The sequence below is a fragment of the Shewanella sp. 10N.286.45.A1 genome (genome assembly GCF_041470405.1).
Lineage (GTDB): Bacteria > Pseudomonadota > Gammaproteobacteria > Enterobacterales > Shewanellaceae > Shewanella.
The window spans coordinates 1-21,645 of record NZ_JBFRMK010000077.1 but is presented as its reverse complement, the minus strand read 5'-3'; the positions used below and the strand labels follow the sequence as shown (position 1 = coordinate 21,645).

Sequence of the window (21,645 nt, the reverse complement as noted above, 5' to 3'; positions counted from 1 at the left end):
TAAGTTAAGTTAAGTTAAGCTCAATTCAGACACTCTGAATAATGGATCTATTCATGACCAACAAATCAGGCCAACTGGGGCTCACGTTAATTGAACTTGTTGTTATTATCATTCTCGCTATTCTTGCCGTTATCGCTTTTCCCAAGTTTATCAACTTAAGAGAAGATGCGGCGATAGCGACCCATCAAGCGACCGGTGTTGCCTTTAAAGGCGGAATAACCTTAGCCAATGTCAAATGGGCTGCAGCAGGAAACTCAGGACCTGCTGATAATTTACAAGTGTTTGGCGGTGGGGCATCGGGCCAACTAGATATCAACCTATGGGGTTTTCCTGCGCAAAATTATCCCCCTTTTGAGAGCAGCCCGCGACTAAATAATACCAATGACTGCATGTCTGTTTAGCGCACTGTACTCGAAGATGCTCCCATAGTATCAAACTCTGCGAATACGCCCGATGCAATTTATCGCGCCGCTTATCAAGGTCCAGATCAGTGTTTCTTTTATCTGCTGCCAGACCAAACTTTGTCTATCTATTACGACTCTCGTGATGGCAGCGTTATTACCGATTCAGATCCCAATAGTTGATATCAATGGTTTATTAGCTGCTAATTTAAGATAGAATCAGTCATCTAAATCTCAATCATTAAGAGCATAAGCAGAATGTCAGAAGCTAAAAAAGAAACCACCATTTTTGAAATAGCCGATCAATTCATCGCATTGGCCAACGAACTTTCAGCAAAAGAGCAAGATGTCGGTAAAGTCGGCACAGGCATGCGTTTTGCTGCTGCTCGTTTTAATGCGTTTGAAGCATCATTAAAATCAGCTGATCTTGCCGCTGAAAAAGATAATGCACTTGAGTGGTTTAGTAACGAATATAAAGAGATGTTGAAAGACAATCTTGAAGATCATATTAAGAATCCATCACAGCCAAAAGCTGAAGAGCCAGCTAAAGATGACTCTGTGCAAGTATTCAACTCTTAATGAATAGCTAAAAGCTGCACAAAAAAGCCATCATTGCTGATGGCTTTTTTATTACGTAAACATACATTCTTTGGGGCATTTACAAGGTAAATAGCACTCTCAAGGCTAATAAAATCAGTACAACCCCAGACAGTTTATCAATCAATGCCGCTTTCTCTCGTAGTTTTGGCAACACTGCTGAGTGTGATAAAACCAGTGCAATAACAGTATACCAAAGGCCATCCACCAGTAGAGGAGTCAACACAATCAACCCTTTTGCAGTCATGTTATCGGCGACCATGACAAACTGACTAAAAAGCGCCAAGAAGAACAGCATAATTTTTGGGTTAAACAGTGAGATAGCCAAACCATCACGAGCAGCAGTCAATGCATCTGTTGATTTACCCGCGGCCAATTTGTCTGACATACCACCTTTAGAACGTAAAGCTTGCACGCCCATATAGGCTAAATACAATGCACCTATAATCGCAATACCATTAAATACCATCGGAGCCTGCTTGAGCACTACAGCAAGCCCCAGTAAAGTCACTAACGCATAAACGCCAATACCGATAGAATGAGCCCAAGCACAAATAATCCCTTTGCCTCTTCCACCACCTAAAGTATGCCTTACAACCATGGCTAAACTAGGCCCTGGAGACATAGCGCCTAAACAACAGATAGCTAGCAATCCTAGCCATGCACTAAAACTCATTTCCCTTTACCTTTTACTACGTGATTTAAATAAAGAGCCCCTAAGGGCTCATCTTTTCAACTAAGGTTATCGCCATTCTCTATTACTTTTCAGGGTGATAAAATGCTCTAATATCTGTAGCTAATTGCGCTAAAGAATCAGGTTCAACATACATCATATGCCCTGCTGCATAGTAGTGCATTGATACTCTGCGATTGTCGATTCCATTATCGGCAAAGGTATTTTCAGTTGCGAAAAAGGGAGTCGCAAAATCAAAATAACCGTTCGCAACAAATATTCTAAGATCTTTATTCTCTCGCTGTGCTCGCCCTAGCATAGGCGCAACGTTTACATAGTGCATTTGCTTACCGTTGACATTCCAGTTCCATCCCCGATTTACCTCATAAGAGAGTACGTTAAATGGGCGAGTCATTTTAATCCCTAAATCTTTATAGACATAGTCATGTATTGCAGCTGTATATGCGCCATCAATACCGTAGCCCGATGGATCATTATCATTTCGCTCACCACCACTATCATAATCGACACCTTTGTAACGGCTATCTAAGCGACCAACAGTCAAATCTTGATCTCGCAGCAACTGCTTTGTGTATCGACTTGCACTGACCCGCAAATTAACCCTGTCTAAATAGAATTCAGACAAGCCAGTAAAACGCGCTAATTGTTTACGGGTTGCTTGGTAAGTTGCTGCGTCAAGTCGATTACCTTGCAACAATGCCAGCGCATAATCTTTAATTGCAAATTGACGAGAGGCTTCAATAAAAGCCTCTAAGCCCAAGGCTTTATCTGCTGCACTGACTTTGTCATGATAAAAGGCCGTTGCTGCCATAGTGGGTAAAAAACCAATGTAAGGTTGGTTGTTACCCGGCTGATAACGCGCGTGACTAAAATCAAGAATAGATGATATCAACATCACACCATTAATTGAGATATCAGTCCAACCGCCTTGCAACTCGTCCACGAGTGCCGCTGCTCGAGTGGTACCGTAGCTTTCACCCGCTAGATATTTAGGAGAGTTCCAACGTCCGTGTTCGATCAACCAGCGACGCATAAACTCCGCAATAGATTTTGCATCTTCAGTCACGCCCCAAAAATCTGCACCTTTATTCTCCCCTAACGCTCGGCTAAAGCCAGTACCGACAGGATCTATAAAGACTAAATCTGATTCATCTAATATTGAGTATTTGTTTTCAATTAATGGGTAAGGTGCTGCGCCATCATCAGTTGCATCGCCAGGAACCACTACACGCTTAGGACCAAAAAGCCCCATGTGCAACCAAAGTGATGCTGAGCCTGGGCCACCATTGAAGACAAATGTAACAGGCCGTTTATCACTGTTTTTAACATCGGTACGTAGATAACTGATTGAAAAAATACTCGCTAATGGCAAGCCTTTGCTATCTTCTAAAATTGTTTCGCCCGCAATTGCTTGGTAGTTAATTTTGTTATCATTTATCCGTGCTTTATGCTCAGTCACGACAACTTCAGGCTCAACTTCAGCCACTGCAGATGGACTTTCAGCTGCGGTAACACTCCAAACAGAGAGTGTGGAGAACAAAATAAAGCCAACCGTAATGGCTCGCTTAGCACTAGTTTTTATATTGGTGAAAAGAAGCATTCTCGTCCTTTAATACTGTTCACAGTACTTATTGTTATTTTAAGCGACCAGCTTACAAACTCTTATACAACAGCGCAAAGTATCAATTGCAAACAGATCTTTCAGGCAGAGGCTCCACTAACTATTATCGATGTGCGTTAACGGTTCGCTCCTTCGCCCATTGGCGTAATTCCACTAAATTTTCTCTCATAACTACCGACAATGGCCGAGTATTAAGTAACTCAGCTAGAAGCAGTTGTTGATCCACAACTTGGTTAGTCGCTCTAGCTGTATATGTCGCCGATATTACCGCTTGCTCTATTTCAGCGCCGGAGAACCCATCACTCGCCGATGAAAGCGCTGCGAGATCAAAGAGGCTCATATCCAATCCGCGCTTATTGCCATGGATAAGAAATATTGCTCGACGGATCTCATCATCAGGCAGATCAACAAAAAAGATCTCATCCATACGCCCTTTTCGCATAAGCTCTGGAGGCAGTGCGCTGATGTCATTAGCGGTCGCGACTAGAAATACCTCAGACTCACGCTCCGCCATCCAGGTCAGTACCGTGCCTAAAATACGCTTTGAAGTACCATCATCACTACTACCGCTGCTTAAGCCTTTCTCTATTTCATCAATCCACAATACACAGGGAGACATCAAATCGGCCAGCGTTAATGCTTGACGTAGATTCTTCTCCGTCTCACCAATATACTTGTTATACAACGCCGCCATATCAAGCTTTAGTAACGGCCTTTGCCATAACCCTGCAACCGCCTTCGCCGCCAAGCTTTTACCACTTCCTTGCACTCCGAGTAGCAAAATACCTTTGGGGCTTTCGATGCTCCCCGATTGTTCTAATTGCGGTTTGCGATGCTGCAGCCACTGCTTGAGATTATGTAAACCAGCAACTTGCGTAAAATCGCTAGTGTCATATTCAAACTGCAACACTCCATCCATATTAAGCAGTTCAAACTTGCCTCGATTAACCAGATCTATATCAGAATGAGTAATCGCTCCATCATCAACAATCGCCTTATGGGCTAGGCGGCGCGCGTCATCAAATGTGACTCCCCGAAGATTACCTGCGAGCCTTAAGGCTGCCGATTCATCTACTTCAATGCTCAAGCCTTGCTGGTTGGCTTGCCTGACTTGCTGCTGAATAATATTAAGAAGCTGAGTACTGTTTGGCAGCGATAATCTAAAATGGGCACAATAACGTTTGATTTCTGGAGGTATATCAAAAGCATGACTAATCAAAATAATAGTGTGCTTTAACGATTCATACTCTAGCGCTATCTCTTTTAGTAAACGGGTATTTTTGGGCTCATCAATGACAAAAGGATGAAAATCGCAAAGGGCATAAATTCCTCCCTGAGGCGTAGATTTTATCTGCCCTAATATATCGGCAGGTTCACTGTTAAACTTTTGCAAACCTAGCTGTTTATCTACCCGAGATAAGCCTTTAGTGATGCTCCAGCTAAATAATGGTTGATATAAAACTTGTGACACCCTTTTTAGTAAATCTAGAACTCGATACTCTTCATAGGTTTCGATAATCACGATGGGAGTGTTGGAACGTAAAATCGCAGTTAAATCCCTTATATCTTGCATGTTTTACAGCCTTCATTATCAAATTTCACTAACAATAAAGGGACCTAAAAGGTCCCTTTATCAAACTCAACGACACAACTCTTAGTGGAATAGGTAGTTGAGCCAACCCTGCATTCTCAATAAGACTTTACGCATAATTGCCACATGAGCAAAATGTTCGGTATAGATCGCGATATGTCCTGAGACCCCCGCGGGGAATTGAGTCAAGATATCTTTATCTTCGAGATCAATCACGACAATAGAACGTCCGCGCATCATCATGACGTTAGCGGTAATGAGTCGACCGCCAGACTGGATCTCACCTTCAGCCATAGCAGGTAGAACTTGAGCGACTTTTCCTTTAAATACTACTCCTGGCGCTCCATCTAAAATAACTTCAGCTTCATCTCCCTTTTTAAGCCTTAATAGCGAGTTCTGCCAAAATGCACCAGCAAATGTCCGGTCTTCATCTGGAATAAAGCTCAACAGTGATCTTAACGGCATAGGAACCGCTACAATACCTGGGCGCAATGCCATCTGTGTTACCATGCCATCAGCGGGTGCTCGTACCACGGTTTGCTCAAGGTCAAACAACGCTTTTTCAAGCTCCCCCTGAATTCCTGCGACTTTAGTGTTCACCCCGTCAACGTTAGACTCGTATGCCAACTTTACACGTAATTCCTCAGCATGCGCTGCTGTTAGTTGCGCTTGCGAGGCTAAATAGAGCTGACGTTTGTTGTCCAGCTCTAACTCTGTAAATGGCGAGTTAGCGCCACCTCGTTTACGGCCTTTTTCATAACGGTCAAACGCAGACTTGGTTCGATCTCTATCAGCCTCTGCTCTCGTTACTGCGGCCTTAGCGGTTTCCCAAGCAGCCTCCAACTGAGGAACTTCGAGTTCGGCAGCAACCAATGCTGCCCGCTTTTGCTTCACAATCGCAGCGTAACCGGTTGCATCCAATTTAAAGAGAACATCGCCCTTTTTAATAGGAGTATTAGGCTCTACTTCAACAGAAACAACCACACCTCTAACTAAGGGGTTTATTGGGGTAGTGACAAATACATCCTTAGCGAACGGGGTATAAGGATGGTTATAGTTCATTAATAAAATCAAAGCGCCGACAATAAAAATACCGCCCAATATAGCAGTGGGTACTGTCCATTTTGTTAGCGGAATTTTAAATATTTTAAATATAGCAATGCACACAGCGGTGTAGGTTAGAATCAGTAGTAAATCCATATTACACTTTCCCCTCTGGCGTGATATTAGTCGTATCTACGACAGGTTCGCTCAACTCAGCGGTAGCATTGATACCTTCTACTGCAGCTAATCTTTGCTCCAGTTTTCTAACCGTTTCCGTCAGGCCTTTAACATCACTCTCCAATATCTGTTCTTTCTCAACCACTTGGCTGAAACCCCAACCTCGGTCTTCGCGATAGAGCGTGGCCCAAATCCATAAAAAGGGCCATATAGCATGGAGTGTGAATAAGCTCACCCAGCCGGCAACATGCAGAGCATCTTGCTGCGGATGATTTCGCTTCTTAGCAATTTCATAAGGAATATCGTGTATTGCTATTACGCCGTAAAAAATAAAAATGGCGACAAAAAATATGATGCCTAACGCAAAGTAATCTAAAAACACAGGGCTCTCCTTAATTTGTTTTGATTACACTTATACCCGTTTTACTTGAAGGTGCTCGTTTCAGAGGTATTGTGCCAGTTCAATTCTAGGCGCATTAATGTAGAAATGGTTATTCCCTTTTAAATTAGTGCAACAACGAAGTGTGCTGGCACAATGCCTTCTTCGATGGGCTTTAATGGACTTTACTCAGTGTTATTGATTTTACCAAGGGAATGACCATTCGTGGCAATCAATGCCGTGATTAAAGTCCATTAAATTCCCACTGAATCCTGCATCTTTAGGTAGAACGGGTATATTACTGTCAATTCTATACAAACATCTTGGCAACAAACCATCTACAAAGCTATGTTTTTTTGAATTAAAACATTATATAAGCATAGAGTGTTTTTCTAAAACAGCGTGATCTGCCGCACGTTTATCATTAATGCTACATTGCGAGCTCTAATGGCAAGGTAGACTAAAACCAATAATAAATAGTGCCCCTATGTTGCTTACATTGCAGCAAGGAGAGTATCCCTACAATTTTAACAAAGGTAAAAAAGATGATAGGTACTGCATTAAGCCAAAACGCTAAGCGCGCTATGCTGCTTGGGTGTGGAGAGTTAGGTAAGGAAGTTGCCATTGAACTGCAACGCTTTGGTATTGAAATTATCGCTGTTGATCGTTACCCAAATGCGCCGGCAATGCAGATTGCGCATCGTAGCCATGTAATTAACATGCTAGATCCCGAGGCATTAGAGCAGGTCATCAACTTAGAAAAACCTGATCTGGTGATCCCTGAACTTGAAGCTATCGCCACCCAAGCATTGGTTGAACTAGAAGCCAAGGGGATAAATATAATTCCAACAGCCAAAGCAACTCAGTTGACTATGGATAGAGAAGGCATACGCTGTTTAGCAGCAGAAACACTCGCCATTCCAACCTCGCCTTATTTCTTTTGCGATACCGAAAACGAATTTAAAAAAGCCATTAGCCAGATTGGCTTACCTTGTGTGGTAAAACCGGTAATGAGTTCATCAGGCAAGGGGCAAAGTATGGTTCGAGATGAAGCTCAAATAGACTCGGCTTGGCAGTATGCTCAAGAAGGTGGAAGGGCTGGCGGTGGACGCGTTATTGTTGAAGGCTTTATCGCTTTTGATTACGAAATTACCTTGCTAACAATTAGTGCTATAAACGGCATTCATTTCTGTGATGCTATTGGTCACCGTCAAGAGGACGGTGATTATAGAGAATCATGGCAGCCACAAATTATGTCTGATGTTGTTAAAGCCAAGGCACAGGATATCGGTGAAAAAGTGGTTAATGCGCTTGGCGGCTACGGCTTGTTTGGTGTTGAACTATTTATCAAAGGTGATGACGTTTACTTTTCAGAAGTATCACCTCGTCCCCATGACACAGGTATGGTGACTATGATTAGCCAAGACTTATCTGAGTTTGCACTGCATGTGCGGGCAATTTTAGGCTTGCCTATCAGTAATATTGTACAACATGGTCCGAGTGCATCAGCGGTGATCTTAGCCAATGGTCAATCGACTAACATTCAATTTTCGGGAGTCGCTGAAGCGCTAGTAGAGCCTAATACTCAAATTAGACTATTTGGTAAACCTGAGATTGATGGCAGCAGACGACTCGGTGTAGCACTAGCCAGAGATAGCAGTATCGAGAAAGCAGTCGACAAAGCATTGACCTCTGCCAGTAAAGTTAACGTCATCCTTTAACAGCTTTGCTAAAGGTAGTTGATTAACAATAGGCTCTATATCTCTGCTGAGATACAGAGCCTTTTTTCAGCCAATCATGCTACTCGTTAACTCTGTTAATTGTCTTCCCTGCTAAAAAAGCAATCAGGTTATCAACGGCGATATTTAACAGGTTTTGTCTTGCCTCAATGGTCGCCCAAGCATTATGCGGTGAAATAGTAATATTTGGCGCTGATAGCAGTGGATTGTCTGCTTCAGGTGGCTCTGTCGATAAAACATCGACACCACAAAAAGCTATCTCCTGTTGTACTAAAGCATCAGCCAAGGCCATTTCATCAACTAAGCCGCCACGAGCAGTGTTTATCAACATTGCGCTACGTTTCATTTTGCTGAGCACGTCTTGATTAATGAACTTGTCAGTAGCAGCTGTTAATGGGCAATGCAGTGACACGATATCAGCGTCAGAGAAAAGCTCATCTTGCGTTACCCAAGTGCATCCCATTGGTAGTTTAAGACTGGAATGTCGAGTATTAACCATCACCTTCATACCAAATGCTAACGCTATTTGGGCAACTGTGCGGCCAATATCACCAAAACCGATTAAGCCTAAGGTTTTGCCTTTAAGTGATTGCAGTGGCGATAGAGTAAAACAAAAATCCTCACTTGATGACCACCTCCCTTGCATGACAGCATCAGAGTGACGAGCGACTTGCTGAGTGGCATGTAAGATATGTGCAAATACCATTTGTGCAACGGCATCAGGGCCGTAACCTGGAACATTGGTGACCACAATACCTAGTGCTTTAGCGGCATCGATATCAACCACGTTGGTCCCAGTGGCGAGTACGCCTATATATTTAAGTTTTGGAAGCTGTTTTAGGGTGTTAGCATCAAGCACTGTTTTGTTAGTGAACAATACCTCAGCATCTTGGCTGCGTGCCAACACATCTTGTGCTGGTGTACGCTCAAAACAATCCAACTCTCCAATGTCTTCAAGAGGCTGCCAACTTAGATCGCCAGGATTCAATGCATATCCATCTAATACCACTATTCGCATTTATCACGCTCACATTTTTAAAATTTAAGACTTGCGCCAATATTCGCTTGGCCTTGCCACATAATGTCTGATTGAATATTCCAGATACAACCTTGGCCACTGCAAAAGAGTTGATTGTCAGCGCTGATAAAAGTCGCGTAGCCTTTTACTTCGGCAAATAATGACAGTGCGTTAGTCGCTTGATATTCGACCCCTCCGCCTAATGCAACTGAAAAACGAGTTTCATTAGAATATTCACCACTGGGGCGTAGCTGGGTCAAACCAAGACTTGTAGTCACATAAGGTTTTACATTTTCCACAGGGAAATACAGGCTGCCACCAACGTGAAAGTAGTCGACATCCATTTTAGAGATGATATCTGGGCTGAAGTTACCGCTAGCCCTTAAGTCAGTCGATTGGTGGCTATAAAGAAGGTAAACATTTCCAGGGTCTTTTGTAGTAAAGCCGAGCATAACGCCATAGTTCTCAGATTCAGACACTTTTACAGTGCCACTGTCTTCACCTTGAGTGCTATAAACATCAAAGTCGCTGGCGCCGAAACTATAACCTCCAAAAGGGGCAACGTAGACTTCAGCTGTAGCAGGTAAGGAGCATAATCCGATCAATGCAAGTACTAGACTCTTTTTCATGACAGTTCCTTTTATTATTTTACTTTCACTAATTCAAGGCTTAACGCATACCTCTATCACTTTTCACCCTATCATAAGCGGCTTGAATATCCTGCGCTTTTGTTTTTGCTAGTTCCATCATTTCAGGTGGCAAACCTTTGGCAACCAGTTTGTCGGGGTGATGTTCATTCATCAGTTTACGGTAGCCACGCTTAATATCTTGGTCTGACATCGATTCCTCCATCCCCAACACATCGTAGGCATCGGCAACGGAAGTCTGATGACCCGCTCCGCCCTGTTGATGGAAATTGAACTCAGCTTGCCACCTAGCTAACAGTTCATCGAGCTGCTTCTGGCTAAAGCCTAGCTCTTTAGCAATGGTAGATAAAATCGTATGTTCTTTAGGATCCAGTTTCGCATCTGACAGTGCCGTTTGAATTTGGATCTCTAAGAACATCTGCAGTAGCTCTTTACGACCCATAGAGATCAATCTAAAGGTCTTCAAACAGGCGTGAATATCGAAGTCACTCTCTTTACCTTCTCTAAATGCTGCCTGCGCATCAGCCCTTGCATCGCCAGTGAGGCGCATTTGATCCATCAACGCATTTGCAATGCGAATATCAACTTCTGTTACCTGACCAGACGCTTTTGCTACATGCCCCATGACCGCAAATGTGGTATTAAAAAATAGTGCTTGGCGCTTACTGCTTGTGCCTAAGCCCGCTCTAGCACTTTGACGGCGGTCATACATATGCCCAAGCCACAAACCAAAAATGGCTCCACCTAGACGGCCGAACATATAACCAATAATAAAACCGAAAACCTTACCCCAAATTCGCATTACTTACCCTTTTTCGCTCTCGTTTTTCAATTTTATCAAGACGTTCTAGTGTACCGACGTCACACCAATATGGAGAAAAGTGTTCAGCGGAAACCTTACCATTATCCATCGCTGCTCGTAGTAATGGCGCGAGTGCAAAGGCTTGTTCAGCTATATTGCCAAACAGAGCCGGATGATAAACCCCCATGCCTGAAAAGGTGAACTTACTCTCACCAAGTACAGAGGCTCTACCCTCTATTAATGCAAAATCGCCAGCGGGATGTTGTGTAGGGTTATCAACCAGCCATAAATGTGCCAACAGCCCTTCGCTTAGTGCATTAATTTTTGGCAGAGTATCAATAAAGACATCACCATTAATAACAAAAAATGGCTTATCCCCAAGTAAGCTCAATGCCTTTTTTATCCCACCACCGGTTTCCAACGCGTGGGTTTCTTCGCTATAGCTGATAGTCAGCCCCCATTTGCTGCCATCTCCTAGGATAGAAACTAGCTTGTGACCTAGCCATGCATGGTTGATCACCACCTCTTTAAAACCCGCTTGTGCGAGCTTTTCTAAGTGGTAAATAATAAGAGGCTTGCCAGCGACTTCAACTAATGGCTTTGGTAAATGGTCTGTCAATGGTCGCAGTCTCTCTCCGCGTCCAGCTGCTAAAATCATTGCTTTCATGGTTTGGCCTTTACTGCTGGAATGATGACATTTGCAATCCACTGACTAAATTCAGCCAATTCGGCGTAACGACTGGCAATATCACGAATATACTCCAGAGTTAACGGAATATCGGCCATATATGCGGGCTTGTTATCTCGATAGTTTAATCGAGCGAAGATCCCAGCGGCTTTAATGTGTCGCTGTAGCCCCATGAGATCAAACCAGCGCTGATATTGTGCAAAGCTCACCTTTGAAGACAACAGGCCAGCGTCTATGGCTTGCTCATAATGGCCCAACATGAGTTGGTCAACACTCTCCTCAGGCCAACGAATGTAGCAGTCTCGCAATAGTGAAACTGCATCATAAGTCACAGGTCCTATAACCGCATCTTGGAAATCAATCACCTTCAGCTCGTTATCTTGCAGCATTATGTTACGGCTATGATAATCTCGATGCATGCCGACTTTAGGTTGCAGTCTGACATTCTCTACTAGAATGCTGAATACATCTTGAGTGCAACTCTCGACTTCATCAATAGCTAACCCAAGATGGTGCACTGCTAGCCACTCGATAAAGATGTTCAACTCTCGCAGCACAAATTTATCATCGTAAATAGGCAGTGCGCCCTGTTCAGTCGTTGTCACTTGAGCAATATCGTTTAGCAGTAATAATGCTTTTTGATAGTAGTTCGTCAAATTGCCCGCGGTCAGTACCGATAACAATTGGATATCACCAAGATCACTGAGCAGCATAAACCCTTGCTCTACATCGCAAGCAATCACTTTAGGAACAGCAATACCTGCACGTGAATAACTTTCAGCTATTTGTATAAATGGCGTTATCGGCACCAGCTTTGGCGGCGAATCAACTACAATATAAGAAACTGAATCAACGATAACCCGAAAGTATCGTCTGAAACTTGCGTCACCCGAAATAAGCTCTGGGGTGATATTTGAACTAAAATATTGCTTTAGCCATGCATTTAACTGAATAAATCTAGAATCTGACAAGGGCACCTCATGGCTCTTAAGAAGAAATTGCTTTATTATAACGACAAAATGGAAACAGCTAAGCGATTGAAACAAATTATTTGGCTGAGTTGCCCAAGAAAGGGTGCAACTTTTCTCTTCTTCAATAGTCCAGACTAAGAAATCATAATTAATTGACCTAAGATGCAGATCCGTTATTTTCTGGCCTTGAGCCTGCTTCCCCAATTAGTCTTGGCAAATGACGCCAATACTGCAACTGTTGAAAGTTCGCAGTGTGTTGTTGAGCCTCCAGTAAAACCGTATGTGCCGCTGTATGATTTAGACAGCCCAGCAGATCTACAACGTATCTCGATAATTTCTGACAGCTCAACAGCACAAATGGGCAAACAAGCCCAATTCAGCGGCGATGTGAGTTTTAGCCAAGGCGGACGTAACATCTCTGCTGATGAGGCTATTTTAGATCAAGAAGCTGAAGAGTTAGCCGCCAACGGTAACTTGGTATTTCAAGATGAACAATTTACCGTTACCGCAGATTCTTTAGTTGCCAAAATGCGCAGTAATAGTGCCACATTGCTCGGCGCTCAGTATTGGTTGCACGGCCAACAAATCCATGGCGATGCCAACAAACTAGAAATAACTAAAGAGAATAATTTACTGCTTTCAAAGACCAATTTCACCACTTGTCCTCCCGATTCCCCATCTTGGCTGTTAGAAGCTGAGCAGATAAAAATTGACAGCACAGAGGAGTGGGGAGAAATTTGGGATGCCAAGCTTAAAATTGGCGGTGTACCGGTTATGTATATTCCATACATGACAATTCCAGTATCAGATAAACGAAAATCAGGTTTTTTATTCCCATCGTTTAGTACCAGTACCACTAACGGCGTAGAGTTCGCCGTACCTTATTATTGGAATATTGCACCTGAGTTTGACCTTACATTTACACCTAACTATATGTCTGCTCGTGGTTTATACACCAAGACAGAGTTTAGGTATCTGGCGGGTGAAAAGCAGCAAGGCCAACTTAACTTCGAATTTTTACCTGATGACGATAAGTTAGCAAACAGTCCCAATCGTTACCTGTATCATTGGGAACATAGCGGAGCTATAGATAAAAATTGGCGCGTATTAGCTAACTACACCGATGTTTCTGATAATAACTACTTCAACGATCTTAATTCCGATGTGCAACGTGCAACGGATAATCAGTTAACCCGGATTGGCGAAATTAGTTATTTTGAGGAAAACTGGGACATTAGCGGCCGCGTGCAAGATATTAAAGTACTTGGGGAGGAAGAGAAGCCCTACCAAGTGATGCCGCAGTTTACCTTTAACTATCGAGCGCCTGAATATTGGAACGGCTTTGATATTAACTTAATGAGTGAAGTTACTAACTTTTCTCATCAAGACAGTGAATACTCAACCGCCACTCGTGTGCATGTTGAGCCTAGCATCTCATACCCGATCCATGGTCCGGCAGGTTCACTAACAAGTGAAGTTAAACTGCTGCAAACTAACTATTGGCAAGATGACAATTCAAATCTGGCAAACTCACCACTTGATGACACTGTGAATCGTACATTGCCGCAAGTTCGAATTCATGGTCAGATTAATTTCGAGCGTTTTACTGATTACTTTGATACTAATTACCGTCAGACTTTAGAGCCACAATTCCAGTACCTTTATGTTGGCTATGAAGACCAATCAAACATTGGTATTTACGATACAGCTCAGTTACAAGAAGATTATAACGGCCTGTTTCGTGAACGTCGTTTTTCAGGCTTAGATAGAATTGCTGATGCCAATCAGTTTACTTTAGGTCTAACCACCAAACTGTTTGATGAACAGAACAAAGAGATTTTCAAATTCAGCTTAGGCCAAATTATATATTTGGAAGATAGTCGTGTAGGCATCAATGATGTCAACGGCAGCGCCGACACATTTGTTCAGGAGAATACCTCGAACTCCGCACTCGCCGCTGAGCTCAGCACCCAACTCTATGCCGATTGGTTCTTAAGTGGCTCGATTCAATACGACGCAAAAGAGAGCGAAAACAAGAAGAGTGAATTAACGGTTGATTATCGCCCTGGGAAAAATAAGCTATTACAGGCCAGTTATCGTTATGTGCCCGACTTACTCAATACCAATACCAATGAGTCGGTCGATATTAAGCAAGCGGGCTTTAGAGGTGCATGGCCAATTAACGACAACTTATATCTTGTTGGAAACTGGTATTATGATCTCAATGAGAGCCGCAGCGTAGAAACCTATACAGGATTTCAATATGAATCATGTTGCTGGGCCGTACGTTTGAGTTATCATTATCGAATTAAGACCAATTACGTTGACGAAGACAACCCAGTCAATGATACTCGAGAGCTATTTGAAAGCGGTGTTTACTTAAACTTCGTGATAAAAGGCTTAGGTGGTTCGGGTCCTTTAGGGGTTTCAGATATGCTTGATGATGGTCTATTTAACTATCGTAAACCGCTTTACTTGAAGAATTAGATAAACAAAATTAGCTAAAATGCTGAACCTAGCTGAAGACAAGCAGTCAAAGCAGGACAAAAGAATCATTAACACGGTATGCAAATACCGCAAATGACACTCATAAATGCCAAGGATTTTTGTGGATGAAACGCTGTAACAGATTGATTTTTGCTTTACTAACATTGGCTATGAGCCAAGTTGTTCACGCTGCGGTTGAACCGTTAGACCGAGTCACAGTGCAAATAAATGAAGGCATCATTTTAGAAAGTGAAGTTGCTGGTATGGTTAAAACCATTAAAGCAAACGCTGCCAACGCAGGTCAGAAGCTCCCGTCAGATACTGCACTGCGAACTCAAGTTATTGAACGTCTGATCCTTACGCGTCTACAGATGCAGATGGCCGATCGTATTGGGCTGCATATTGGCGATCTTCAATTAGATCAAACCATTGCTAATATCGCAAAAGAACAAAATATATCTGTTGAGGATATGAGAGCTCAGATTGAAAGTGACGGAACCTCTTTTGCCCAATACCGCGAGCAGTTACGCGAAGAAGTGACTTTGGGGGAAATTCAACGTATTCAAGTTCAACGTCGTATTCAAGTTTCACCGCAAGAAATTAACAACCTCGTCAGCCTTATTAATGAACAAGGCCTTAAAGATGTAGAATTTCAAATAGGTCACATCCTGATCGATGTGCCAAGTGATGCAACCAGCGCTCAACTTGAAGCATCGACGAAAAGAGCTGATGCGGTACTAAAACGCCTTAAAGATGGTGATGACTTTAGAAGCATTGCTATTGCAGCCTCTTCAGGCCCGAAAGCACTAGAAGGTGGTATTTGGGATTACATGAACATCAACGAAATGCCGACTTTATTTGCTGAAGTTGTCAATGATGCCAAGGTTAATGATGTTATTGGACCAATCAAGAGTGGTGCAGGGCTTCATATCCTGAAAATTATGGATGCTCGAGGTTTACAAACCCAAGAGATCGAAGAGGTTAAATCACGTCATATTCTGCTAAAACCGTCTCCGATCCTTTCAGAGGAACGAGCAAAAGGTATGATGGATAGATTCTTAGCTCAAATTCGCTCAGGCGATGCCAAGTTCGAAGACTTAGCACGCCAGTACTCAGAAGATCCAGGTTCAGCGGTAAAAGGTGGTGAATTAGGCTGGGCTGATCCAAACGTTTGGGTTCCTGCATTTAAGCAAGCATTGCTGTCTCTAAAACAGGGAGAGATCAGTGAACCATTCCGTTCAACTCACGGTTGGCATATTGTACAGCTTGAGGGAAGACGCACCACGGATGCTACCGAACAGTTTAATACAAACCGAGCTCACCAGTTGATCTATCGTCGAAAATTTAACGAAGAGTTACAGAACTGGTTAGATGAAATGCGTGCAGAAGCATTTATTGATATTTTCGAGCCGGAACCAAATCGAGGTTAACCATATTGTCGACTAAACGAATCGCTATCACGCCGGGTGAACCGGCGGGGATAGGACCAGATTTAGTGATTCAACTAGCTCAGCAGGCTTGGCCTGCTGAGCTAGTCGTTTGTGCTGATCCTGAATTGCTACAAGCTCGAGCTAAGAAACTCGGTCTCGCTATTCAATTACGCCCTTACCAACCAAACCAACCACCTAAAGCGCAGGAAGCTGGTACGCTTACAATTGTACCTTTTGCTTTAGAAAGTGAAGTGGTATGCGGCAAACTTGATGAACAAAATAGCCACTATGTTGTTGATACTCTGCGTTTCGCTGGAGAGAAAAACATGGTCGGCGAATTTGATGCCGTAGTAACGGGCCCGGTGCATAAAGGAATAATCAACCAAGCTGGGATCCCATTTAGCGGCCACACCGAGTTTTTTGCCAATCAAGCAAACTGTCAGGATGTGGTAATGATGTTAGCAGCACCGGGGTTGCAGGTTGCATTGGTGACAACGCATATTCCGCTAGCTTATGTATCAAAAGCCATTACGCGCGATCGCTTACATCAGATAGTTAAAATTCTTCATAAGGATCTGGTCGAGAAATTCGCCATTCCCAAACCGAGGATTTATGTCTGCGGCCTAAACCCACATGCTGGGGAAGATGGTCATTTAGGCCGAGAAGAGATTGATACGATTATCCCTGCACTCGAAGAGTTAAGAGCGCTAGATATGGATATTATCGGTCCGTTGCCCGCAGACACATTGTTCCAAGCTAAATACTTAGAAGATGCAGATGTGGTACTCGCTATGTACCACGATCAAGGCCTTCCAGTACTAAAAGCTAGAGGTTTTGGCAGTTCAGTCAATATTACTCTAGGATTACCCTACATAAGAACATCGGTCGACCACGGTACGGCCCTAGAGCTTGCAGGCACTGGCTCCGCTGATATTGGTAGTTTTGTCTGTGCATTGAATAGAGCCATTGATTTGGCCGCAAAGAATTAGTGAAAAGTTAACCCATGAGTAATAAAGTACATTTAGGCCACACGGCTAGAAAACGTTTCGGTCAAAACTTTTTGACTGACGAGAATGTGATTAATCGAATTGTTGGCGCTATTTCGCCTGACAATGAGCATGTAATGGTCGAAATTGGTCCGGGCCTTGCTGCACTTACTGAGCCAGTGGCTAGTGGCATCGATAAGTTAACCGTTGTCGAACTTGATAAAGACTTGGTTGAGCGCTTGAAAACTCATCCAACGTTAAAAGATAAGCTAGAGATCCACCAAGGTGATGCCTTGAATTTTGATTTCAAGCAGCTTGTACGTGAAGATATGCAGATGAAAGTGTTTGGTAACCTACCATACAATATCTCTACGCCACTCATGTTTCACCTTTTCGAGTTTGCTCAGTACATCGAAAACATGCACTTTATGTTGCAAAAAGAGGTCGTACTGAGACTATCTGCGAGCCCTGGGACAAAAGCTTATGGTCGCTTGACCGTCATGGCACAGTATCACTGCCAAGTCATGCCAGTGCTAGAAGTACCACCAGGCTGCTTCACTCCTCCGCCAAAAGTAGACTCGGCAGTTGTACGTTTGGTTCCATATAAGACAAAACCATTCCCATGTAAGGATGTTGAAGTCTTAAGGCATTTAACAACAACAGCATTTAATATGCGTCGTAAAACATTGCGAAATAACCTTAAGCACATGTTATCTGACGATGAGTTCGCACAACTTGAGATAGACTCGACCTTACGACCAGAGCAGATTAGTGTGCAGCAATACGTTGCTATGGCGAACCTGTTCATTGATAAGCAGGCTAAATAACGGTTAGCACGAGTCATTAAAGTATTTATAAAGGGCATATATTTGCCCTTTTATTTTGAGTTACACTCACCAACGTTGCTATCTATTCCTTCAAAGTCCCATTAGTATATCGATACACTTTCTTGATTTTGATCACTGAGGCTACAGATGAACCAACGCTTATTCCCTATAAAAGTAGAAGTTAAGACGGAATATATTGAAGCGCAATCGACACCAGATGAAGAGAAATATCTATTCAGTTATACCATCACCATAATCAACTTAGGTGATCAAGATGTCACTTTAAAAAGTCGTTACTGGTGCATAACAGATGCAAATGGACAAAAAAGTGAAGTCCAAGGAGCCGGCGTTGTCGGTGAAACTCCAACAATAAAACCCAATACCGCCTATCAATACACCAGTGGAACAGTTCTAGAAACGCCATTTGGAGTAATGGAAGGCAACTACAGCATGATTAAGAGTAACGGCGAAGAGTTTAAAGCACCAATATCAGCATTTAGCCTTGCTGTACCAGGTTTACTTCATTAAGGGTTAACGCTTTACATGGCAAATTACTTTGTAGGTGATATTCAGGGATGCTTTGACGAACTAAAGCTAGTTCTTGATAAAGTGGCATTTAATCCATCAATTGATTGTTTGTGGACAGTTGGCGACCTTGTCGCTCGCGGTTCAGGCTCTTTGCAAACTCTGCAATACCTTAAAGCATTATCTGGCTCTGCTAAAATAGTACTCGGTAATCATGACCTGCACTTACTTGCTGTTCACGGGAAATTGAAACGAGCGAACCCTAAAGATCAACTAGATGAACTCTTACATTCAGAGGAAATTGGAACACTAATTGATTGGTTACGGTTGCAACCACTTTACCAAGAGCATACCGAACAAAACATCATAATGACTCATGCGGGCGTTCCTCCAAACTGGGATCTACATACCCTAAAAGAACAGGCCAATCATGTATCTGACGCTCTGCAACATGATGACTATTTGACGAACTTAATCGCGAAAATGTATACCAACTCTATTGATTGCTGGAATGATAAATTGTCGGATCTCGATAAAAAAATCTACACCATAAATGCGCTAACTAGAATGCGGTACATCTACGCAGATGAACGTTTAGATTTTGACTGTAAACTTCCAATAGAACAATGTAATAACCCGCAGTTATCACCTTGGTTTGCCCATAAAGCAAAACTACGCCCATCCCATACGTTAGTCTTTGGTCACTGGGCAGCAATCATGGGACAGGTCAGTTCACCTAAACTCCAAGCGCTAGACACTGGTTGTTGCTGGGGAGAGCACCTGACTTTATGGCATGCGGAGTCAGATCAAAAAATAACTCAAAATAGGTTAAAAAAGAGTTAAACTATCTGCGAAATTGGTCGATATAATTTATAGCGTGCCTTCCAATGTAGTGTTTTCATCTGGAATAATATAATAATAATAAATGGAGCTTCTATGAAATTAAATGTAGCAACTAGAGTGATTGGAGGCTTCGCATTTGTCACCTTTCTACTTATCGTTTTAGGCGCCGCATCGTGGTTTACCAATAGTAAGCTCAAAACTAGCACTACCCTACTACAAGATCTTAGTTTACCAGCTCTAGAATCTAGCAATCGCCTGTCTCACACTCTCTCTAAGCAAGAGAAAAAAGTATTAGTGGCTTACCACAGTCCAGACAGCAATGCTGTGCCAGCGATAAAGTCTCAATTTACAGCAGCGAGCAACACATTTTCACAAGAACTCAACCAACTTACGGCGTTAGTCAGTAACAGAAGCGATTTTAGCCAAGTCATTAACAAGCTAAAAAATAGCTACAACAGCTTTAAAAACCAAAGCGAAAATATGATTAGCACTCACGAGAGTGCCCTGCTGACTCAAGCAAGAATTAAAAACAGATATGATGATGTTGAAGTTGCAGTTGATGACAGTGCATCGCTACTGCTAGATCTTATCGATTTTGAGCTTAGCGAAGATGTCATTAAGCAAGAAATTGCAGCTACAGCCAGTACTCTTGATTCAAGCCTAAGCGGTATCGTCAGCACTAGCTTTGATTTAATCGGCACCACTGAGAAATCTAAATTTAATACCATCTCAAAAGAACTTGATTATATTGTCAGCGACACCAAGAGCAGACTCGAGTATGTAACCAATCATTGGGAAGGTGTTATAGAGCAAGAGCTGATTGATGAAATCAATACCGAAGCGTCTAAAGTATTTAACCTCGTTAAAGGTAACAACTCCCTTATTTCGATGAAAGCAAGCGAGATTGAACTCAATAGCAAAGCATCGCAACTACTAGGCTCCGTCGAGAAACAAGCAAGCGATGTGAATAAGCAGATGGCTATTCTGACTTCAACCATCGAATCGATTTCAAAAGAGGTCAGTGAACGAGCGATAAAAGATATCGACAGCGCTAGCGTGCAAACCGTTATCTTAGTGCTTATTGCTATTGTCGTTGCTATTGTAGTCAGTATTGCCGTAGTACGTCCTTTAACTCGTTCTTTAGAGAAGGTAAACCATGCTCTTAATGTCCTGGCATCAGGCGATCTAACCCATAAGCTTGATGATAGCGGTCATGATGAATTTGCAAAGCTTTCAGCTAACTGTAATAAACTGGTCGACAGTCTACGCTCTCTAATTCAAGGGATCCTAGACCGCTCAGATCAACTCGCCGCTGCCGCAGAAGAAACATCTGCAATTACCGCGCAAACGACAGTCAGTATCCAAGAGCAAAAGAGCCAGGTTGATCAAGTCGCTACAGCAACCACCGAGCTGAGCTCAAGTGCGCAACAAGTTACCGCTAGTGCAGATGAAGCCCTCAGCCAAATAAAAGCAGCGGATGACGAAAGTCGACATATGCGCCTCATTGCTGATGAGAACAAACGCACTATTCTTGCCCTAGCTGATGAGGTTTCAAAAGCTGGAGTGGTGATCAATAAAGTTCATGCTGATAGTGCATCAATTGGCTCGATATTAGATGTGATTAGAGCAATTGCAGAACAAACTAACCTGCTAGCACTTAATGCCGCTATCGAAGCAGCACGAGCTGGAGAGCAAGGTAGAGGTTTTGCGGTTGTTGCTGACGAAGTACGTAGCCTAGCCTCTAGAACTCAAGATTCAACCCAAGAGATCCAGCAGATGATCGAAGTACTTCAACAAGGTACTCAAGAGGCTGTTGCCGTTATGGAGCTTGGGCGTTCACAGGCAAGCTCATGTGTTGATAAAACAGAGCAAGCTAACAATGCGCTAGAAAGTATTAGTAATGCAGTGCACCTAGCTCATGACTCGGGTACTCACATTGCGCATGCAGCCCAAGAGCAGAACTTAGTTAGCCAACAGGTTTCAGAGAAGCTAGAACATATCGCTGCGATTTCAGAAGAGACATCGACTGGCGCAGATCAAACAGCGCAATCGAGCCATCAAGTAGCACAGCTTGCAGAGGAGCTACAAGCGTCTGTAAAAGAGTTTAAAGTCTAAACTCTTCACGCTGTAGAAACAGTTTATTAATTAAAGGGAGCATATTGCTTAATGCCGATCAGT

At 42.9% G+C, this 21,645-nt stretch carries 20 protein-coding genes; 10 read left to right on the top strand and 10 right to left on the bottom strand.

Annotated elements, in window-relative coordinates; genetic code table 11:
* Positions 1 to 53 precede the first annotated feature (53 nt).
* Positions 54 to 401: a hypothetical protein gene (locus AB4238_RS06945; RefSeq protein WP_372032447.1), complete on the top strand. Its 348-nt coding sequence runs from the start codon at positions 54 to 56 to the stop codon at positions 399 to 401.
* A gap of 258 nt (positions 402 to 659) precedes the next feature.
* Positions 660 to 980: a DUF3144 domain-containing protein gene (locus AB4238_RS06940; protein WP_220736991.1), complete on the top strand. Its 321-nt coding sequence runs from the start codon at positions 660 to 662 to the stop codon at positions 978 to 980.
* Between the two features lie 79 nt (positions 981 to 1,059).
* Here AB4238_RS06940 and AB4238_RS06935 read toward each other — a convergent pair whose 3' ends face one another.
* From AB4238_RS06935 to AB4238_RS06915, 5 genes are all read right to left on the bottom strand, one after another.
* Entirely contained in the window at positions 1,060 to 1,674 is a 615-nt protein-coding gene (locus AB4238_RS06935; protein WP_372032446.1) for a LysE family translocator, read from the bottom strand.
* 82 nt (positions 1,675 to 1,756) lie between these two features.
* Positions 1,757 to 3,292 (bottom strand): S10 family peptidase, encoded by a 1,536-nt coding sequence (locus AB4238_RS06930; RefSeq protein WP_372032444.1) that lies wholly within the window; start codon positions 3,290 to 3,292, stop codon positions 1,757 to 1,759.
* Positions 3,293 to 3,416: 124 nt separating this feature from the next.
* On the bottom strand, positions 3,417 to 4,886 hold the full coding sequence (locus tag AB4238_RS06925) for an AAA family ATPase (protein WP_372032443.1): 1,470 nt from the start codon (positions 4,884 to 4,886) through the stop codon (positions 3,417 to 3,419).
* An 81-nt stretch (positions 4,887 to 4,967) separates the two neighbouring features.
* Positions 4,968 to 6,104 (bottom strand): HlyD family secretion protein, encoded by a 1,137-nt coding sequence (locus tag AB4238_RS06920; RefSeq protein ID WP_372032441.1) that lies wholly within the window; start codon positions 6,102 to 6,104, stop codon positions 4,968 to 4,970.
* Position 6,105: 1 nt separating this feature from the next.
* A complete protein-coding gene (locus AB4238_RS06915) occupies positions 6,106 to 6,507 on the bottom strand; it encodes a DUF3302 domain-containing protein (RefSeq protein ID WP_372032440.1) in 402 nt (133 codons plus the stop codon).
* Positions 6,508 to 7,049: 542 nt separating this feature from the next.
* On the opposite strand from AB4238_RS06915, the gene purT reads away from it, so the two are divergent.
* Positions 7,050 to 8,225: a formate-dependent phosphoribosylglycinamide formyltransferase gene (purT, locus tag AB4238_RS06910; RefSeq protein WP_372032438.1), complete on the top strand. Its 1,176-nt coding sequence runs from the start codon at positions 7,050 to 7,052 to the stop codon at positions 8,223 to 8,225.
* Positions 8,226 to 8,304: 79 nt separating this feature from the next.
* On the opposite strand, the gene AB4238_RS06905 is transcribed toward purT, so the two are convergent.
* Genes AB4238_RS06905 through AB4238_RS06885 form a run of 5 tightly spaced genes read right to left on the bottom strand, consistent with a single transcriptional unit; the run spans position 8,305 to position 12,375 of the window.
* Positions 8,305 to 9,261 carry a D-2-hydroxyacid dehydrogenase gene (locus AB4238_RS06905; protein ID WP_372032437.1) on the bottom strand — a complete coding sequence of 319 codons (957 nt, stop codon included), beginning with the start codon at positions 9,259 to 9,261 and terminating at the stop codon, positions 8,305 to 8,307.
* Positions 9,262 to 9,278: 17 nt separating this feature from the next.
* A complete protein-coding gene (locus tag AB4238_RS06900) occupies positions 9,279 to 9,890 on the bottom strand; it encodes an outer membrane beta-barrel protein (protein ID WP_371994558.1) in 612 nt (203 codons plus the stop codon).
* A gap of 40 nt (positions 9,891 to 9,930) precedes the next feature.
* Positions 9,931 to 10,710, bottom strand: a complete 780-nt coding sequence (djlA, locus tag AB4238_RS06895) for a co-chaperone DjlA (RefSeq protein ID WP_371994559.1) — start codon at positions 10,708 to 10,710, stop codon at positions 9,931 to 9,933.
* A complete protein-coding gene (gene murU, locus AB4238_RS06890) occupies positions 10,694 to 11,377 on the bottom strand; it encodes an N-acetylmuramate alpha-1-phosphate uridylyltransferase MurU (RefSeq protein WP_372032435.1) in 684 nt (227 codons plus the stop codon). Before murU ends, djlA begins: the two co-directional genes overlap by 17 nt.
* Positions 11,374 to 12,375 (bottom strand): aminoglycoside phosphotransferase family protein, encoded by a 1,002-nt coding sequence (locus AB4238_RS06885; RefSeq protein WP_372032433.1) that lies wholly within the window; start codon positions 12,373 to 12,375, stop codon positions 11,374 to 11,376. Before AB4238_RS06885 ends, murU begins: the two co-directional genes overlap by 4 nt.
* Positions 12,376 to 12,531: 156 nt before the next feature.
* Between AB4238_RS06885 and lptD the strand changes: the two genes are divergently transcribed.
* The 7 genes from lptD to AB4238_RS06850 all read left to right on the top strand — a co-directional run bounded on the left by lptD (position 12,532) and on the right by AB4238_RS06850 (position 21,582).
* Positions 12,532 to 14,856, top strand: a complete 2,325-nt coding sequence (gene lptD, locus AB4238_RS06880) for an LPS assembly protein LptD (protein WP_372032432.1) — start codon at positions 12,532 to 12,534, stop codon at positions 14,854 to 14,856.
* Positions 14,857 to 14,981: 125 nt separating this feature from the next.
* Positions 14,982 to 16,286 (top strand): peptidylprolyl isomerase SurA, encoded by a 1,305-nt coding sequence (gene surA / locus AB4238_RS06875; protein ID WP_372032430.1) that lies wholly within the window; start codon positions 14,982 to 14,984, stop codon positions 16,284 to 16,286.
* Positions 16,287 to 16,291: 5 nt separating this feature from the next.
* The gene (pdxA, locus tag AB4238_RS06870; protein ID WP_372032429.1) at positions 16,292 to 17,275 is read left to right on the top strand and encodes a 4-hydroxythreonine-4-phosphate dehydrogenase PdxA; all 984 of its coding nucleotides are present in this window, start codon (positions 16,292 to 16,294) and stop codon (positions 17,273 to 17,275) included.
* 14 nt (positions 17,276 to 17,289) lie between these two features.
* Positions 17,290 to 18,099 (top strand): 16S rRNA (adenine(1518)-N(6)/adenine(1519)-N(6))-dimethyltransferase RsmA, encoded by an 810-nt coding sequence (rsmA, locus tag AB4238_RS06865; RefSeq protein WP_372032427.1) that lies wholly within the window; start codon positions 17,290 to 17,292, stop codon positions 18,097 to 18,099.
* Positions 18,100 to 18,246: 147 nt separating this feature from the next.
* Positions 18,247 to 18,627 carry a Co2+/Mg2+ efflux protein ApaG gene (gene apaG, locus AB4238_RS06860; protein ID WP_372032425.1) on the top strand — a complete coding sequence of 127 codons (381 nt, stop codon included), beginning with the start codon at positions 18,247 to 18,249 and terminating at the stop codon, positions 18,625 to 18,627.
* A 15-nt stretch (positions 18,628 to 18,642) separates the two neighbouring features.
* The gene (locus tag AB4238_RS06855; protein ID WP_372032424.1) at positions 18,643 to 19,467 is read left to right on the top strand and encodes a symmetrical bis(5'-nucleosyl)-tetraphosphatase; all 825 of its coding nucleotides are present in this window, start codon (positions 18,643 to 18,645) and stop codon (positions 19,465 to 19,467) included.
* 93 nt (positions 19,468 to 19,560) lie between these two features.
* Positions 19,561 to 21,582, top strand: a complete 2,022-nt coding sequence (locus AB4238_RS06850) for a methyl-accepting chemotaxis protein (RefSeq protein ID WP_372032422.1) — start codon at positions 19,561 to 19,563, stop codon at positions 21,580 to 21,582.
* Positions 21,583 to 21,645 lie beyond the last annotated feature (63 nt).

Bases quoted from the DNA above. Each gene is read 5' to 3' on its own strand.
- AB4238_RS06945 (WP_372032447.1), top strand. From the start codon at position 54: ATGACCAACAAATCAGGCCAACTGGGGCTCACGTTAATTGAACTTGTT.
- AB4238_RS06940 (WP_220736991.1), top strand. From the start codon at position 660: ATGTCAGAAGCTAAAAAAGAAACCACCATTTTTGAAATAGCCGATCAA.
- AB4238_RS06935 (WP_372032446.1), bottom strand. From the start codon at position 1,674: ATGAGTTTTAGTGCATGGCTAGGATTGCTAGCTATCTGTTGTTTAGGC.
- AB4238_RS06930 (WP_372032444.1), bottom strand. From the start codon at position 3,292: ATGCTTCTTTTCACCAATATAAAAACTAGTGCTAAGCGAGCCATTACG.
- AB4238_RS06925 (WP_372032443.1), bottom strand. From the start codon at position 4,886: ATGCAAGATATAAGGGATTTAACTGCGATTTTACGTTCCAACACTCCC.
- AB4238_RS06920 (WP_372032441.1), bottom strand. From the start codon at position 6,104: ATGGATTTACTACTGATTCTAACCTACACCGCTGTGTGCATTGCTATA.
- purT (WP_372032438.1), top strand. From the start codon at position 7,050: ATGATAGGTACTGCATTAAGCCAAAACGCTAAGCGCGCTATGCTGCTT.
- AB4238_RS06905 (WP_372032437.1), bottom strand. From the start codon at position 9,261: ATGCGAATAGTGGTATTAGATGGATATGCATTGAATCCTGGCGATCTA.
- AB4238_RS06900 (WP_371994558.1), bottom strand. From the start codon at position 9,890: ATGAAAAAGAGTCTAGTACTTGCATTGATCGGATTATGCTCCTTACCT.
- djlA (WP_371994559.1), bottom strand. From the start codon at position 10,710: ATGCGAATTTGGGGTAAGGTTTTCGGTTTTATTATTGGTTATATGTTC.
- murU (WP_372032435.1), bottom strand. From the start codon at position 11,377: ATGAAAGCAATGATTTTAGCAGCTGGACGCGGAGAGAGACTGCGACCA.
- lptD (WP_372032432.1), top strand. From the start codon at position 12,532: ATGCAGATCCGTTATTTTCTGGCCTTGAGCCTGCTTCCCCAATTAGTC.
- surA (WP_372032430.1), top strand. From the start codon at position 14,982: ATGAAACGCTGTAACAGATTGATTTTTGCTTTACTAACATTGGCTATG.
- rsmA (WP_372032427.1), top strand. From the start codon at position 17,290: ATGAGTAATAAAGTACATTTAGGCCACACGGCTAGAAAACGTTTCGGT.
- apaG (WP_372032425.1), top strand. From the start codon at position 18,247: ATGAACCAACGCTTATTCCCTATAAAAGTAGAAGTTAAGACGGAATAT.
- AB4238_RS06855 (WP_372032424.1), top strand. From the start codon at position 18,643: ATGGCAAATTACTTTGTAGGTGATATTCAGGGATGCTTTGACGAACTA.
- AB4238_RS06850 (WP_372032422.1), top strand. From the start codon at position 19,561: ATGAAATTAAATGTAGCAACTAGAGTGATTGGAGGCTTCGCATTTGTC.